The organism is Parasphingorhabdus halotolerans, assembly GCF_012516475.1.
Lineage (GTDB): Bacteria > Pseudomonadota > Alphaproteobacteria > Sphingomonadales > Sphingomonadaceae > Parasphingorhabdus > Parasphingorhabdus halotolerans.
Genome location: NZ_CP051217.1, coordinates 1,586,767 through 1,600,951, shown reverse-complemented (window position 1 = coordinate 1,600,951; position 14,185 = coordinate 1,586,767). Strand labels below are relative to the sequence as shown.

Sequence of the window (14,185 nt, the reverse complement as noted above, 5' to 3'; positions counted from 1 at the left end):
CTACTCTCTTGTTTATCGAGAACCGGACTTACATTCCCAAAATCATCTGTTCTCCGGGAACATGGCGTAACCACCATGCTGCGTTCGAAACCTGCTTGCCATCGCGGTCGATGATGGTCAGCGTTGGTGCCGCATCTGCTTGCCCACTGATTGATATGAAATCACCGTCAAAACTGGTGAATGTTGTATCAATGGGATCGCCGTAGGTCGGCGCTTGTTCGAGCAAAATGCCGACCGCAACGCGTTCACCCATGCGTACGCTGTCGTAATAATCGGAGTAGTAATGAACCCCGGCCATGTTCCGGCCAATCGCGATATTAGCCGCCAGCTTGTCGAGTTCACCCTGGATAGTCAGCGTGCCGCTAAACTTGCTATCTTGCACCAAACGGTTGCCATTGGCATTAGGCACATAAGCCAAGTCCGGGTCAAATAGCGGACGTTCGACACCGCTATCATTGCTCTCGAACATCTCGAAAAATGCCTTGATCATGGTCACGCAACCGCCGGCAACCGTGGCATGGCCAGCGCCGTAGGCGGGATGCATTGGCGATCCTTCAGGGAACGCCATCGGCAACAACAGGTTGCAATCCTTGAAATTGCTAAACGGCGTGCTGCCGCCCGCGCAATCGACCTTTCGCATATTGTTCATCGCGGTTTTATTCTGGTCCTTATTGTGCGCGATGATCGCGGTCTTGATCGCATCAGGGATTTCAGCGTGCATCGCTTCAAACGCTGCCTGCGCATCGCCCAGTTTGGCAGCCTCGCCGCACTCGATAAGAGTCATCCGTCCTCCCATCAACTCGGGTCGTGCTCGCCGGTGATAGTTGAACTTCTCTCTGCGCACCGCTTTCAGGCAGCGCGTGGCAACTTCGGTGACCAGCGAAAGAATGTGCGGCCCGCCAAAGGTGGCGAACGCTGTGCGGCGCGGTGATCCCAATCCTCCTTCACGGAAACCGGGTTCCGGAAACCCTTTGGATGCAGGAACACCCATCGCATCCATAATCAGCACTGCGTTTAGATAGGCCTCATAGAGCGCATCATAATGTACATAAGTCGCCAGATCGCGCGGTGTGGTGATGAAGCGGCGTTTGTCCTCGAACAAATCCGCACCTCTGAAGTTGGCGCCGTTTTGGACATCCAGCCAGCTTGGCCAATCGGTCATGTGATCGAGACAGGTCTTGTGCACCGTCGTGCGCTGGTCAATCGACAAGCTGCCGTATCGGACAAAACCGTCCTGAAGATCATATTCCGCCGCCTTGCCGGGATAGCTGGCAGTGCCGCCGCCCGGTCCTGCGAGAGCCGTGTTACCGACGAGCATAAATTGTGATAGATAAGGCCCGTTCAGCGCGCCTTTGGTGGAGCCACGAAAAACGGTTTCCGTGGTTAGCGCCGCGCCGAAAGGATTGTTGTCGTCCTGCGTTCGGGCATAGCGGCGATTGCGCTCGAAATTATTTAGCCCATTGGCATCGACATAGGGTGGCGTTGAAGACACTGCGCCGCTGCCGCTGAAAAATGGCATGATATTCAGTGCATCAACAACTTCCTGTCCGTTGAGCCGCGCATTCTTGTTGCCATCGCAAAGTTGCTTGGCGCTATCGCCGGCACAAATCGCAGTAAACGGGACATCGCGCAAAATCGCTAGTGCGTATACTTCTGCTACCTCAGCGGCCTTTTCTGATGATCCTATCCGCGGAGCAGGAGCCATGCCAACACTGTCTGCATCAGGCCCTTGCAGCTCGTAAACATGACCGGCGCGAGGGCTTTCCCAGCCGCGCCATTGCGGTGTGTTGCCGTTCAGCGTGCATTGATAGGTTGGCGTTCCGGCTTCAGTCGCGCGGTCGGTCGCATCGAGAACATGGTTTTCAAACAGCCCTGCATCGCTGCTGTTTATTGCCTCGACAAACGTGCGATAATCGTCGCCAAAAGAGAGAATACCAAATTGGTCATGATGTAATCCTTTGGTAAAATTGGAGGGGAATTTTGCGCTGGCAAAGTCCAGTTCCTCGCCATTGTTGCGCGAGGCGGCGTGAGGCCGGGTGCGTGATATTTCGGTTGCCTTGTCGCGCAGTTCTTTTGCTTTGCGTGCACGCTCGGTGCCGTTGGGGCAGGGTACATTATGGGGTAATTTCATTCTTACATCTCCTTAAATTCAAAGAAATGCGACCTGAAGAGCGCCCTCATTCTAGGGGGAGAGGATCAACGCTTCTGGATTTGTAAATAAGGCAAAAGCGGCGTGCTCCGATTGGATAGAATCGACACTGTAACTCCCAGAAAACTGGCGATTTCATCCTATTTTCACATTAAACGGATGAATATGCCCGAAATAATTCAGGAGCCTCTCCAGAAGAGAAAACCTCTAAGGAATTGATTTGACTGGAAATTTAATTTTGAAGGAAAAGTTGCGGCTAACGCCCGCTAAACCAGCCCTAAATTGGCAAGTTCGCCCAGCATCTCTGCGGGCATTTCCTCTGCACCCTCTGCCCCTTCACCCAGATCAGCAGGCGCATCCGCCTCTTCCAGATAACGCCAGCCCTGATGCGCGCGGCGCGGGGTTGGCTGCACTGCGATCAGCTTGGGTTCCAGCCTGATCCATTGGCGGCCTTCGCCATTATCCATAAATCCGATAAGCGGACTGCGGCCCACAAATTTCTTCTGGTGAATCCAGAATAACGAGCCGCCGCTCATTTCCTCAAACCGCTTTGGCTTATAGCGCGTGGTCAACCGCGCTTCGCCCAAGTTGGCATGAGACTCAAGCCAGCGCCTCAGGGTAGCAGGGCTTTCGCTGCGAAACGCAATTTTGGTCATATTAAGCGGCATGGCCGCTAGATGTGGGGGACGGCCGGTTTAGTCAAGCGTGGTTCTTCCGAATATAGCCAACCTGGAACCTTCTGACCCTAAAACACCAAGTTCCAGAATAAACGCAAATTACATATTGCAAATGATTATCAATATCATATTATATCACACTCACTTGTGAATCGGAGAATATGAAATGGGTATCTGGTCTGCTAACCTTGCGAACCTGGAGGTCGAAATGCCTGATCTCATGTCCTTACCAAGCGCAGAGGCACGGATAATATTGGCTTTGCGGCTGGCGATAGCTTCGCACAAACAACGGATTGATGCTCGCAAAGATATTGCGGCAAGGCTTGGCGGAAAAGCGCCAATGGGCAGGTTTTTGATTCTTATTGAGACAATAGGCCACGCCTGGCCGGATAGTTTTGGTGTTGGCCGCTGTTGCTGTCCATCGACAACGGCAGATGAGATACTGCTAATCTGCATGATACGGTACGTAGCGAATGAAGACAGGCCTAAATTTGATACATTGCTTTGTGAAATGATCGATGATTGTGGACGCGAACGGATTTACAACGATATTGGTAATTTCATTCGGTCCTATGCGGTCTAAACGCTTATGCTTTAAAGCGCTCAAAAACTATCACCGCATCACCTTTATATTCATCGCGGCGGGTTTCGGTGTAGCCAAGTTTACCGGCCAACTTGATCGAGGCTGCGTTATCGGGGTCGATAATGGACACGGTTTTTTCCGGTTTGAATTTTCGATCGAGCCAGTCATGGGCTGCTGCAGTTGCTTCAAAAGCATAACCTTTGCCTTGCCCTGCTTGGTTCATCACCCACGCGCCTTCATGAAACGGATCGAAATCCGGGCCGAGGTTACGGCGAAAATCGCTGAAACCTATTTCTCCCAGAAAATCGCCGGAATCTTTCTCGATTACAGCGAACATCCCGTAACCCATCAACTCCCAGCGGCCAAAATAGCTTAAAAACCGCATCCATGCCTCACCTTCGGTTGAGGGGACGTTACCGATATAGCGGATGACCTGCGGGTCTTGCCACATCGCGAGGCAGCCGGGAAAATCCTCTGCAATATGCGGGCGGAGCAGCAGACGTTCGGTTTCGATCATTTCACTGCCAACATCTTAGAAATTGACCAGCCCGCTGCCGACTGCGAGGGACAGGAAGGCGAGGAAGCCCATCGTATCTGTAATCATCGTGACGAAAACCGACGATGCCAGCGCCGGATCCTGATCCATCCGGTCCAGCGTTACCGGAACAAATATTCCGGCAAACCCTGCGATTACGATATTGATCAGCATTGCGACGGCGATCACGATGCCGAGGAGGGGATTGGCAAAGACCAGCCCGGTTCCAATTCCCACCAGCACCGCTATCGTTCCGCCGTTGAGTAATGCAATCCGAAACTCGCGGCCAATGATCCTGCGCGTATTGGAGCGGGTCAGTTCGTTCATGGCCAGCGCGCGGACCGAGACCGCCATGGTCTGGGTTCCCGCGTTGCCGCCGATAGAAGCCACAATCGGCATCAGCACCGCCAACGCCACCATCTGCTCAATCGCTGCGCCAAAGGTCCAGATCACAAAGCTCGCGACCAGTGCCGTTGCCAGATTGGCGATGAGCCAGCGGACACGGGCGACATAGCTGTCGCGGATCGGCTCGTTAATATCGCCTTCGCCGGCACCGGAGAGCAGCAGCACGTCTTCGCTCGCCTCGTCTTCAACAATATGGAGAATATCATCGACGGTGATCATCCCGATCAGGCGTCCGTCATCATTGATTACCGCAGCAGAGATGAGATTATATTTCTGAAAGCGCAGCGCGACTTCTTCCTGATCCATATCTGCCGGGATCAGAGTCTGCTCGCGCTTCATGATATCGGCGACCGCAATATCGCGGGGTACGCGCATTATCCAGCTGAGCTGACAGGTGCCAACCGGTTTATAGGCCGGATCCACGACGTAGATTTCCCAGAATTCCGTCGTCAGGTCGTCATTCTTGCGTAGATAATCGATCAGATCACCAACCATCATATGTTCAGGCACCGCGACAAATTCGCGCTGCATGATACGCCCGGCGGTTTCCTCTTCGTAGGTAAGCGCGCTTTCAATCGCGGCGCGGTCTTCCGGCTCCAGCTCGGCCAGAACAGCAAGTTGCTCGTGATCTTCGAGATCCTCGATGATCGCAACCGCATCATCGGTATCGAGCTGTTCGGTGAGATCGGCAATCTGCCCGGCGTCAAGAACTTCGATAAGATCCTCGCGGACATAATCGTTCATTTCGGCGAGCACATCGGCGCTGACCAGATCGCCTAACGCTTCGGCTAGCGGAGCGCGCTCGTCTTCACCAATCAGCTCAAAAAGATCGGCAATGTCAGCATTGTGCAGCGGATTGACCAGCTCTTGAGCGAGTACCGTATCGTTATTCTCAACCGCTTCGGAAACCGACCGGACAAACTCGTCGGTCAGGCGGTTGTCTTCATCCAGACTGGGTGGTGCAATATTTGCGTCGACATCGTCCATTTCGCGGGCATCAGTCATGTCATTCATGTCGCAGCCCCCTTTTTTTGCGCGTGCCCCGTCAGTGGGGCGTTTATACGATTGAGCCGTTTTGTAGTAGCTGTGCGGTCTTAATTACAATCTTTTGTAACATTTATCCAAACCAGCGGGTGATTTTTTGAAAACACCTGCCTATATCGACCTCAAGAATTCATATAACGACAACAAAGGAATTGCCGATGGCACATGAAAAAATGACCCTTCACCTTGAAACCGGTGACGTTGAAATCAAGCTGCGCGCTGATCTTGCTCCGGGGCATGTCGAGCGGATTACGACGCTGGCAGCGGATGGCTTTTATGATGGTGTGGTATTTCACCGTGTGATTGATGGCTTCATGGCGCAGGGCGGCGATCCGACCGGTACCGGTATGAGCGGTTCTGATTTGCCCGATATTGCTCAGGAATTTTCTGCGGAGCCGCATGTCGAAGGCACCTGCTCAATGGCCCGCACGATGGACCCGAATAGCGCCAACAGCCAGTTTTTCATCTGCCTCGACGACGCAGGCTTCCTGGATAATCAATATACCGTGTGGGGAGAGGTTACATCCGGCATGGAAGCCGTTCACGCGCTTCCCAAGGGTGAACCACCTGCGCAGCCTGGTGCGATCAAGAGCATTACCTTAGGATAAACTCAAACGTCAGTTTGAATTGAAAAAGGGGGCTTCTTTCGAGGCCCTTTTTTTATGACCTATGATTACAAAAAGAAATGATGGAGCGACCAAAGAAAATCTGGTTTGGTTTGAAAACGATAATCTGTAGGACAGTTGCAGACAGCAATCGAAGTGATGATCGTTCTTTGAGAAAGGGGCTAGCAAATGACCGGCATTGATGCAGCAACACTCGGCGAAGCAATCGCTATGCAGCCGCTTTGGCTGAAAAGCTGGATGTATCTACTCGGCGCAATCAATTTGGCATCAATTTTCTTCGTGCTGAAACGCGTTGACGGGAAATGGCGGCTTCGGCTTGAAGCCATTGCAATCCTGATCAGCTTTTTCGCTGCCGGGGCATTCATGGAGTGGCTTTATGCACAATATGGCTATGTGCGGTTGCTCGGCCTGGCCCATCTGATATTCTGGACGCCAGCCTATGCCTGGATTTTTCGCAAACGCAAACAGCTTGTCGCCAGCGCGCCGGTCTTTGGCAAATACATCCTCGCCTATCTTGTGATAAACGGGATTTCTCTGATCATCGATTCTATTGACGTCGTCCGCTATTTTACGGGCACCGCCTGAAACCCAAAGGAATTTTTGAATGACCGATGCCTACACTCCTCCCAAAATATGGACATGGGATACCGAAAGCGGCGGGCGCTTTGCCAATATCAACCGCCCGATTGCTGGCCCAACCAAAGACAAGAAACTGCCGGTCGGCAAGCACCCGTTCCAGCTCTATTCGCTCGGCACACCGAACGGTGTCAAAGTTACGATCATGTTCGAGGAATTGCTCGAGCTTGGAATAAGTGAAGCGGAATATGACGCTTGGTTGATTAACATCGGCGAGGGCGAGCAATTTGGCAGTGGCTTTGTTGATATCAATCCCAACAGTAAAATCCCTGCGCTGATGGACCACAGCACCAACCCCCAACCAGGTTATTTGAATCCGCTTCCATGCTGCTTTATCTCGCAGAGAAATTCGGCAAATTCCTGCCTACCGATCACCACAAGCGTGCCGAGGCAATCAACTGGCTGTTCTGGGTACAAGGCTCCGCGCCATTTCTCGGCGGCGGCTTTGGCCATTTTTATGCCTATGCGCCGGAAAAATGGGAATATCCGATCAACCGCTATGCGATGGAAGTGAAGCGGCAGATGGATGTGCTCGACAGACATCTGGCGGACAATGATTATCTGGCAGGGGATGAGTATAGCATCGCCGATATGGCAACCTTCCCATGGTATGGTGGCATGGCGCGCGGCGTTCTCTATGAAGCGGGCGAGTTTTTGCAGGTGCAGGATTATAAAAACGTCCAGCGCTGGACCAGGTTGGTCGGTGATCGTCCGGCGGCGAAACGCGGCATGATGGTCAACCGGCCGTATGGTGAACCGGAAACGCAATTGCACGAGCGTCACGATGCCAGCGACTTTGAAACCAACACGCAGGATAAACGGATTGCGCGCGGGGAAGTCGAGGCACCGGAGAAAAGCTGATGCGGCTCGACAAGCCCCGCATCGCCCCGCTTCATGACACAGAATTGAACGACGAGCATAAAGCGATGATTGGCGATCGCTTTGCCGGTCGTCCCGTGCTCAACATTTTCCGCACATTGATGAAGGCGCCAAAAGCCTTCAAGGCATTTATGTGGTGGGGCGGCTATATCCTGTCAAAGCACAACGACCTGCCAGCGCGTGAGCGGGAAATCATTATCCTGCGCGCCGGTTTTAACTGGAAATCCGGCTATGAATGGGCCCAGCATGTGGTCATCGGCAAAGATGCGGGCTTGACGGATCAAGAGGTTGAACAGATCAAGACCGGGCCTGACGCACCGGGCTGGTCGCAGTCCGAGCGCGCGATGTTACAAGCGACCGACGATCTGACCTCGGATGGCTTCGTCAGTGATGCTACATGGGCCCGGCTGAGCGATCTGACCGAGAAACAGAAAATGGATCTGGTGATGACGGTCGGGCAATATACGCAGGTCTCGATGATGTTGAACAGCTTTGGCGTGCAGCTTGACGATGGTCTGGAACTGGATCCCGATTTAAAAGCCTAGCTAGACCGGCCTAATTTCATCGATCAGGCGCAAATGATCATCGACGGATGCTTCGATGGAATATTGCATTGCAATCTCAATCATCTTTTTCGGGTCGGAGGGATTGCTGATCTTGTAAGAGATGCTCTTCGCAAAAGCTTCATCGTCATCAATGGCAACCGGTTCGTAGCCCAGATCATGCAATATGTCGTTTAATCCGCCTGCGCAGTCGGTCATAACAATGTCGCAGCCTGAGGCCAGTGCTTCCAGCGGTGCCGCCGGGAAGCCCTCCCACCGGGATGACAGCAGCAAAATATCAGAACCGGAATAGTAGGACGCAGTTTCTTGTGTGAAACCGGTAAAGCGAACCTGATCCGCAATTCCCAAACGGGATGCCAAGGCCTTTAGTACCTCTCGCAAGGGTCCATCACCCAATATCGTGAGTGTCCAGGGTATGTCGGACAATTGTGCGAGGGCGCGCAGCATCATTTCGTAGTACTTTTGCTTTACCAACCGCCCAACCGCCAGGAACAGGATTGGTACGCCCTGCTCATGTTGTTTCCGTTTGCGCCCTATTGCCAGCATTTCGTCGGTCACATAAGCGTTGCGAACGGCTTGAAATTTCTCTGAAGCTTTAGGCAAAAGCGCGCGATAGGCATCGGCATCCGCCTTGCTCAGTACCAAACACATATCTCCCAACCGTGCAGTCCATTCAAATCTTGCCTTTCGAATGGCTGCAGTCAATTCCGGCATGTTCGGATGCCGGATCGGATTGGTGATTTTCTGGATAATTGCTGTCTTATTACGGCCAGCCAATCTTCCGGCAAGCGCGATGACCAAATTACTTTGGTTTCCCGCCGACAAGATTGCCCGAGGTTTATGTTCTCGGATCATTCTGGCCAAAGCAGGAATGATCCGGAAAAGGCGAAATCCTCGACTGCCGATATTAGACGTCGGCAAGATGCGGACCTTCACTTTTCCCCTGTCGATTAGTGACGCCGTCGCGCCTTCATCTTTCACTAGCCATAGTTCAACCGGTAGGCCACGGTTTGCCATGCCATTGGCCAGCAATATGGCGACGCGGTCCAACCCCCCATCACCGGGTTCGTAGAGAAAATGAACGATCATTTGCGGCCTTCATGAAGTCGTGTTGGCGGGCCTCTAGTTTACCGCAATGTTACAGGCCAGCTTTAATGACCCAATCATGGAAAATCCGTACGGCGCGATTTTTCCTGTCCCGTTTGCGGCAAACGAACCAGTAGCTATAGGGGCTATCAATGTCATAGTCGAATAACCGCACCAAACGCGGGTCATTTGCATCCGAAAAATGACCGCCGTGCATGATGGCAACGCCCAACCCTTGGGCTGCGGCTTCGAGCATCAAGGGTCCGCTATTCATATGGTCGACGCCCGCTGGTTCGAGATCGGGCAAACCGACTGCCAATTTCCACTGATCGAACGCTTTGGTCATATCGCTGTGAACCAGAATATTATGGTTTTGCAGATCCGTTGGAGTTGTGATCGCATTCGGGCCATTTTTGAGCTCCGATGAAGCGATGGCATAAACCTTGTTGCTGTCCAGTTTTACCGAATGGAGATTTGGATCGACATGGTCTGCTATAATGATCGCCGCGTCGATAACATCGCCCAGCATATTTTCCGCATGGCTCGACGTATCCACATCAATATGCAGTTTGGGATAGAGCTTTTTAAGCTCCGGCAAGCGCGGCAACAGCCGGGTTGCGCCAAACAGCGGTAAAACGCCCAGTCGCAACCGCATGTCGCTTCCGGTAACCGTCATTTTTTCCACGGCATCGGCGATATTTTCCATCGCAGGAGCAACCGTTTCGAGCAGGATCCGACCATCCTCATTGAGAATCATTGATTGATTGCGGCGCTCGAACAGCGTCTTTCCAATATGATCTTCGAGAGACTTTATCCGTCGGCTCAGGGCGGGTGCAGAAAGGGCAAGTTCAGCGGCGGCCGCCTTGGATGAACCAAGCCGTGCCACACGAACAAAGGCTTCAAGAGCGCGAAGGGGAGGAAGACGCCGCATGATAGCGTTTCTATCGTGTCAAAATGCAGATTGTGCAACGCAAAATGTAATAATACTGGTAAAAATGGCATAATCAGTCCGATTTGGGCGTATTATGATTGCAAATTTTGCATCTGAAAATAATCTTTTCGCACTTGCAACATAAGCCATTTTCCCTCAAATAGGATGTGCCTTTCAGGCATCCTCTCCTAAAAACTTTTTAGGGCTAGTCTTTCGGGGCTAGCCCTTTTTTTTGGCCTAAATCTGCGGCCGACGCATCCGAAAAAAATTCAGGGTCGCATAAAGCCGCGCAGCTCCCTATCTTGTTAATAATGCAATAGATAGTTTGAGGAGATCCTCCCCCGTGGCTGACGCAGCAACCCCCGAAGACAAAACAACAAACGACGATCCAATGATAAAACTGCAGGTTGCCAACGCGCGACCGGAAGATAGTGGCCGCGGCTTGGCCCGATTGTCTCGGGAAAACCTTGGCAAACTCGGGTTGATCGAGGGTGACGTTGTCGAAATATCCGGCAAACGCCCTACGCCTGCACGGGCCGTTCTTCCCTATCCCGAAGATGAAGGGCTTGATTTTGCAAGGCTTGATGGCTTGCAGCGCGCAAATGCCGGTGTGGGCTCCGGGGATTTCGTCGAAATTCGCAAGGTGGATTCGAAACCAGCAAAGAAAGTGGTGTTCGCCCCGGCGCAAAAAGACCTGCGTCTGCATGGCAGCGGGAATGGCTTGAAACGAAGCTTTATGGGCCGGCCGGTAACCGCTGGTGATTTTGTTGCTACTCACGGCCAGCAGCAAGTCGATCGCGGTGATATGCCGCCCCAACTTCAGCAGATGCTTGCTGCTCCGGCATTTTCCCTGCAGCAGATCAGGTTAACCGTGGTGTCAACATCTCCCAAAGGCGTTGTTCATATCGATCAGGACACCGAGGTTGAGTTACGCCCGGAATATGAAGAAACAACCGAACACCGTCGCGCGGATGTCACATATGATGATGTTGGTGGATTGCATGAGACGATTGATCAGCTGCGCGAAATGGTCGAGCTGCCACTGCGTTACCCGCAATTATTCACCCGGCTTGGCGTTGATCCCCCGCGCGGTGTGTTGCTCCATGGCCCTCCGGGAACAGGAAAAACCCGCCTTGCCCGCGCGGTTGCGAATGAAAGCGACGCTGAATTTTTCCTGATCAACGGCCCGGAAATCATGGGGTCCGCCTACGGCGAGTCGGAGAAAAAACTCCGCGAGATTTTTGAAGAAGCGACCAAGGCTGCGCCGTCGATCCTGTTTATCGACGAGATCGACTCCATCGCGCCCAAACGTGGTCAGGTGCAAGGGGAAACCGAGAAACGTCTGGTCGCGCAACTTCTGACCCTTATGGACGGACTGGAGTCACGGCTTAATCTGGTCGTTATTGCTGCCACAAACCGGCCTGAAGCCATTGATGAGGCATTGCGCCGTCCCGGCCGGTTTGATCGTGAAATCGTTGTTGGTGTTCCTGATATAAAAGGCCGCAAAGAGATATTGGGCATCCACACGCGGGGTATGCCGCTGGAACCAGCGGTTGATTTGCAGGAGCTGGCGCGCACGACCTATGGTTTTGTCGGGGCTGATCTTGCCGCTTTGACGCGGGAAGCGGCAATAGAAGCCGTGCGACGGATCATGCCCAAGCTGGATCTGGAATCAGAAACGGTGCCGCCCGAAGTGCTTGAAGAGCTTGTCGTTCGGCGTGATGATTTTGTTGAGGCGCTTAAACGCGTGCAACCATCGGCGATGCGTGAGGTGATGGTGCAGGCACCGGACGTTCGCTGGGAAGACATTGGCGGGCTTGATGATGCGCAGATGCGCCTTAAAGAGGGCATTGAATTGCCGATGAAAAACCCGGAAGCTTTCACGCGGCTCGGAATAAGACCCGCTAAGGGATTTCTGCTCTATGGCCCTCCGGGTACGGGCAAAACCCTGCTGGCCAAAGCGGTTGCGCGCGAGGCGGAAGCGAATTTCATTGCGACCAAATCCAGCGATCTGCTTTCCAAATGGTATGGCGAGAGTGAACAGCAAATTGCCCGGCTTTTTGCCCGTGCGCGCCAGGTAGCGCCAACTATCCTGTTCATTGACGAGATTGATAGTCTGGTTCCGGCGCGTGGCGGAGGCATGGGTGAACCGCAAGTGACTGAGCGCGTGGTCAATACTATTCTTGCAGAAATGGACGGGCTTGAGGAAATGCAGTCGGTAATATTGATCGGCGCGACGAACCGTCCCGGTCTGGTTGATCCGGCATTGTTGCGGCCCGGCCGGTTTGACGAGCTCATTTACGTGCCGGTTCCGGGGAAAGCCGGTCGGCGCAGAATATTGGCCATTCATACATCAAAAATGCCGATGGCGAAGGATGTCGATCTGGATGATATTGCGGAACGAGCGGAAAGATATTCGGGCGCTGATCTTGAAGACCTTGTACGCCGGGCCGGGCTTTATGCGCTACGTGAATATGGCGGTTTGGTCGAAACCGTGTCGATGAAGCATTTCGAGAAAGCGCTAAAAGACAGTCGGGCGTCCGTCACGCCGGAAATGGAGGAGGAATACTCGAAAATGGAAAGCGAGCTGAAACAAAACGCGATGCGCGCCGAGCCTATTGGTTTTGTTTCTCCAGGCATGCTGACACCGGAACGGGGCAGCAAGCATGGTGAGTGAAAAGCAATTGCTGAGTGAAATGTTATAGCTATATCTGATCGGCCGTTAACTGCACGAGATGTCAGCTTAATCGGCCTGTAACGTCTTCCAGCCCCAGCCGAACAGAAAAAGACAGATTGCAAGTGCCAACCAGTAAGGCAGAGGCGCATATAAGGTATAGAGAAGTACGCCTATCGCAGGTGAAGCTATATATGCCGCACCACTTATACTCGCGACCATACCCGCCACCGCATTCTGCTCGGCGCGGCTAACATTGATTGACGAACCGGCGGTGAAGCCCGGGCGGAACATACCGAAGCCGAGAGACGCAAGTGCAAAGCCGATGATGATGGAATAAAGCCCGGAAGCTTCTGATAATATTGCGCAACCGACCATCGCTGTAATCATACCCCAAAGCACGCACGCGCGCGGCCCCATTTGCAGTAACGGGATGAGCCCCCATTGCGCGAGCAGTGTTGCCGCTGCGCCTGACATTAATACGATACCTGTCATCTCTATTCCGGCTGCGGGGTCGGCACGGAGCCCGAGTCGGTCGAGTACCAGAAATCCAACAACGCCAAGTGCCATCGCCTGTGCGTTGCCGCCAAGAAAGCCGGTGATGAGCCAGGGACGGATCCGCTGGTCAAGCCAGCGCAGCTGCGGTGGTTCAGGTTCGCCTTCATCATCGTCTTCATCATCGCGCCGCAAATTGGCTGATGTCGGCGCGGAGCTATAGGGTTCTGATGTCACAACTCCGCGCGCGGCGAAACCGGGATCATCATTTGGGAGTTTCAGCGCCAGTGCCACCATGACGACAATGCCTATAAAAGCAAAGGCAAACATCGGGCTGGAAAGGCCCAGCACCGGCAAAATCAAAAGCGGCGCAATTGCTGGCCCGACAACCGTACCCAAGCCGAACGAAGAGGCGATAAGCGACAATGCCTTGGTGCGGTCGGCTCGTGCTGTGCGTGCTGCAACATAGGCCTGCACAGCAGGCGGTGCGGCTGATCCGAGGCCGCCGTAGAGGCTACGGAATAAAGCGAATAATACGAACGTCCAAAGCGCACTATACCAGCCTTGCAACCCAAGGAACAACGCCAGCCCCGCGAGCGCGAATGAAGATGTGAAGCCGATCATGCCAAGTCGCATCAAGGCCTTTCGCCCGCGTTTGTCGGACATTCTCGCCCATTTGGGTGCGGTGTAAACCCACAGCAATGCCGACCAGCTAAATGCCGCGCTTACCCAAAAATCAGGGATATGGAGCTGAGTGCCGATTGTCGGCAGGATGGACTGCATGGCGGTATTGCCCGATGCGGTCACCAGCATGACCGAAAACAGCACAGTCATACGCGTGCTATCTATCGGTGTAGCCTTTGGTGTTGCAGTTTCAGGAACAGGAGAATCGGCCATCGCGT

At 53.3% G+C, this 14,185-nt stretch carries 12 protein-coding genes and 1 pseudogene; 6 read left to right on the top strand and 7 right to left on the bottom strand.

The window, feature by feature from the left end; genetic code table 11:
- Positions 1-28: 28 nt before the first annotated feature.
- Positions 29-2,131, bottom strand: a complete 2,103-nt coding sequence (locus HF685_RS07705; RefSeq protein ID WP_168819041.1) for a phosphatase PAP2 family protein — start codon at positions 2,129-2,131, stop codon at positions 29-31.
- 284 nt (positions 2,132-2,415) lie between these two features.
- On the bottom strand, positions 2,416-2,817 hold the full coding sequence (locus HF685_RS07700) for a DUF1489 family protein (RefSeq protein WP_168819039.1): 402 nt from the start codon (positions 2,815-2,817) through the stop codon (positions 2,416-2,418).
- 217 nt (positions 2,818-3,034) lie between these two features.
- On the opposite strand from HF685_RS07700, the gene HF685_RS07695 reads away from it, so the two are divergent.
- Positions 3,035-3,409 (top strand): hypothetical protein, encoded by a 375-nt coding sequence (locus HF685_RS07695; protein ID WP_168819037.1) that lies wholly within the window; start codon positions 3,035-3,037, stop codon positions 3,407-3,409.
- A gap of 4 nt (positions 3,410-3,413) precedes the next feature.
- Here the strand turns inward: HF685_RS07695 and HF685_RS07690 are convergent, their stop codons facing one another.
- Together HF685_RS07690 and mgtE are read right to left on the bottom strand one after the other, a co-directional pair.
- Positions 3,414-3,926 carry a GNAT family N-acetyltransferase gene (locus tag HF685_RS07690; RefSeq protein ID WP_168819035.1) on the bottom strand — a complete coding sequence of 171 codons (513 nt, stop codon included), beginning with the start codon at positions 3,924-3,926 and terminating at the stop codon, positions 3,414-3,416.
- A 15-nt stretch (positions 3,927-3,941) separates the two neighbouring features.
- Positions 3,942-5,363 carry a magnesium transporter gene (mgtE, locus tag HF685_RS07685; protein WP_425500180.1) on the bottom strand — a complete coding sequence of 474 codons (1,422 nt, stop codon included), beginning with the start codon at positions 5,361-5,363 and terminating at the stop codon, positions 3,942-3,944.
- Between the two features lie 188 nt (positions 5,364-5,551).
- Here mgtE and HF685_RS07680 point away from each other — a divergent pair, with 188 nt between their 5' ends.
- From HF685_RS07680 to HF685_RS07665, 4 genes and pseudogenes are all read left to right on the top strand, one after another.
- Positions 5,552-6,001 carry a peptidylprolyl isomerase gene (locus HF685_RS07680; protein ID WP_168819033.1) on the top strand — a complete coding sequence of 150 codons (450 nt, stop codon included), beginning with the start codon at positions 5,552-5,554 and terminating at the stop codon, positions 5,999-6,001.
- Positions 6,002-6,187: 186 nt separating this feature from the next.
- Positions 6,188-6,604: a hypothetical protein gene (locus tag HF685_RS07675; RefSeq protein WP_168819032.1), complete on the top strand. Its 417-nt coding sequence runs from the start codon at positions 6,188-6,190 to the stop codon at positions 6,602-6,604.
- A gap of 19 nt (positions 6,605-6,623) precedes the next feature.
- Positions 6,624-7,516 (top strand): annotated as a pseudogene (gene yghU, locus HF685_RS07670) (glutathione-dependent disulfide-bond oxidoreductase).
- On the top strand, positions 7,516-8,079 hold the full coding sequence (locus HF685_RS07665; protein WP_168819030.1) for a carboxymuconolactone decarboxylase family protein: 564 nt from the start codon (positions 7,516-7,518) through the stop codon (positions 8,077-8,079). Before yghU ends, HF685_RS07665 begins: the two are co-directional and overlap by 1 nt.
- Here HF685_RS07665 and HF685_RS07660 read toward each other — a convergent pair whose 3' ends face one another.
- Positions 8,080-9,186 carry a glycosyltransferase gene (locus HF685_RS07660; RefSeq protein ID WP_168819028.1) on the bottom strand — a complete coding sequence of 369 codons (1,107 nt, stop codon included), beginning with the start codon at positions 9,184-9,186 and terminating at the stop codon, positions 8,080-8,082.
- Between the two features lie 49 nt (positions 9,187-9,235).
- Positions 9,236-10,114, bottom strand: a complete 879-nt coding sequence (locus HF685_RS07655; protein ID WP_168819026.1) for a LysR substrate-binding domain-containing protein — start codon at positions 10,112-10,114, stop codon at positions 9,236-9,238.
- A gap of 391 nt (positions 10,115-10,505) precedes the next feature.
- On the opposite strand from HF685_RS07655, the gene HF685_RS07650 reads away from it, so the two are divergent.
- The gene (locus tag HF685_RS07650) at positions 10,506-12,791 is read left to right on the top strand and encodes a CDC48 family AAA ATPase (RefSeq protein WP_168821383.1); all 2,286 of its coding nucleotides are present in this window, start codon (positions 10,506-10,508) and stop codon (positions 12,789-12,791) included.
- 66 nt (positions 12,792-12,857) lie between these two features.
- On the opposite strand, the gene HF685_RS07645 is transcribed toward HF685_RS07650, so the two are convergent.
- Positions 12,858-14,180, bottom strand: a complete 1,323-nt coding sequence (locus HF685_RS07645) for an MFS transporter (RefSeq protein ID WP_246218805.1) — start codon at positions 14,178-14,180, stop codon at positions 12,858-12,860.
- Between the last annotated feature and the right edge of the window lie 5 nt (positions 14,181-14,185).

What these genes read in the sequence shown, in the direction of transcription:
- HF685_RS07705 (WP_168819041.1), bottom strand. Translation starts at nt 2,131, where the DNA reads ATGAAATTACCCCATAATGTACCCTGCCCCAACGGCACCGAGCGTGCA.
- HF685_RS07700 (WP_168819039.1), bottom strand. Translation starts at nt 2,817, where the DNA reads ATGCCGCTTAATATGACCAAAATTGCGTTTCGCAGCGAAAGCCCTGCT.
- HF685_RS07695 (WP_168819037.1), top strand. Translation starts at nt 3,035, where the DNA reads ATGCCTGATCTCATGTCCTTACCAAGCGCAGAGGCACGGATAATATTG.
- HF685_RS07690 (WP_168819035.1), bottom strand. Translation starts at nt 3,926, where the DNA reads ATGATCGAAACCGAACGTCTGCTGCTCCGCCCGCATATTGCAGAGGAT.
- mgtE (WP_425500180.1), bottom strand. Translation starts at nt 5,363, where the DNA reads ATGAATGACATGACTGATGCCCGCGAAATGGACGATGTCGACGCAAAT.
- HF685_RS07680 (WP_168819033.1), top strand. Translation starts at nt 5,552, where the DNA reads ATGGCACATGAAAAAATGACCCTTCACCTTGAAACCGGTGACGTTGAA.
- HF685_RS07675 (WP_168819032.1), top strand. Translation starts at nt 6,188, where the DNA reads ATGACCGGCATTGATGCAGCAACACTCGGCGAAGCAATCGCTATGCAG.
- HF685_RS07665 (WP_168819030.1), top strand. Translation starts at nt 7,516, where the DNA reads ATGCGGCTCGACAAGCCCCGCATCGCCCCGCTTCATGACACAGAATTG.
- HF685_RS07660 (WP_168819028.1), bottom strand. Translation starts at nt 9,186, where the DNA reads ATGATCGTTCATTTTCTCTACGAACCCGGTGATGGGGGGTTGGACCGC.
- HF685_RS07655 (WP_168819026.1), bottom strand. Translation starts at nt 10,114, where the DNA reads ATGCGGCGTCTTCCTCCCCTTCGCGCTCTTGAAGCCTTTGTTCGTGTG.
- HF685_RS07650 (WP_168821383.1), top strand. Translation starts at nt 10,506, where the DNA reads ATGATAAAACTGCAGGTTGCCAACGCGCGACCGGAAGATAGTGGCCGC.
- HF685_RS07645 (WP_246218805.1), bottom strand. Translation starts at nt 14,180, where the DNA reads ATGGCCGATTCTCCTGTTCCTGAAACTGCAACACCAAAGGCTACACCG.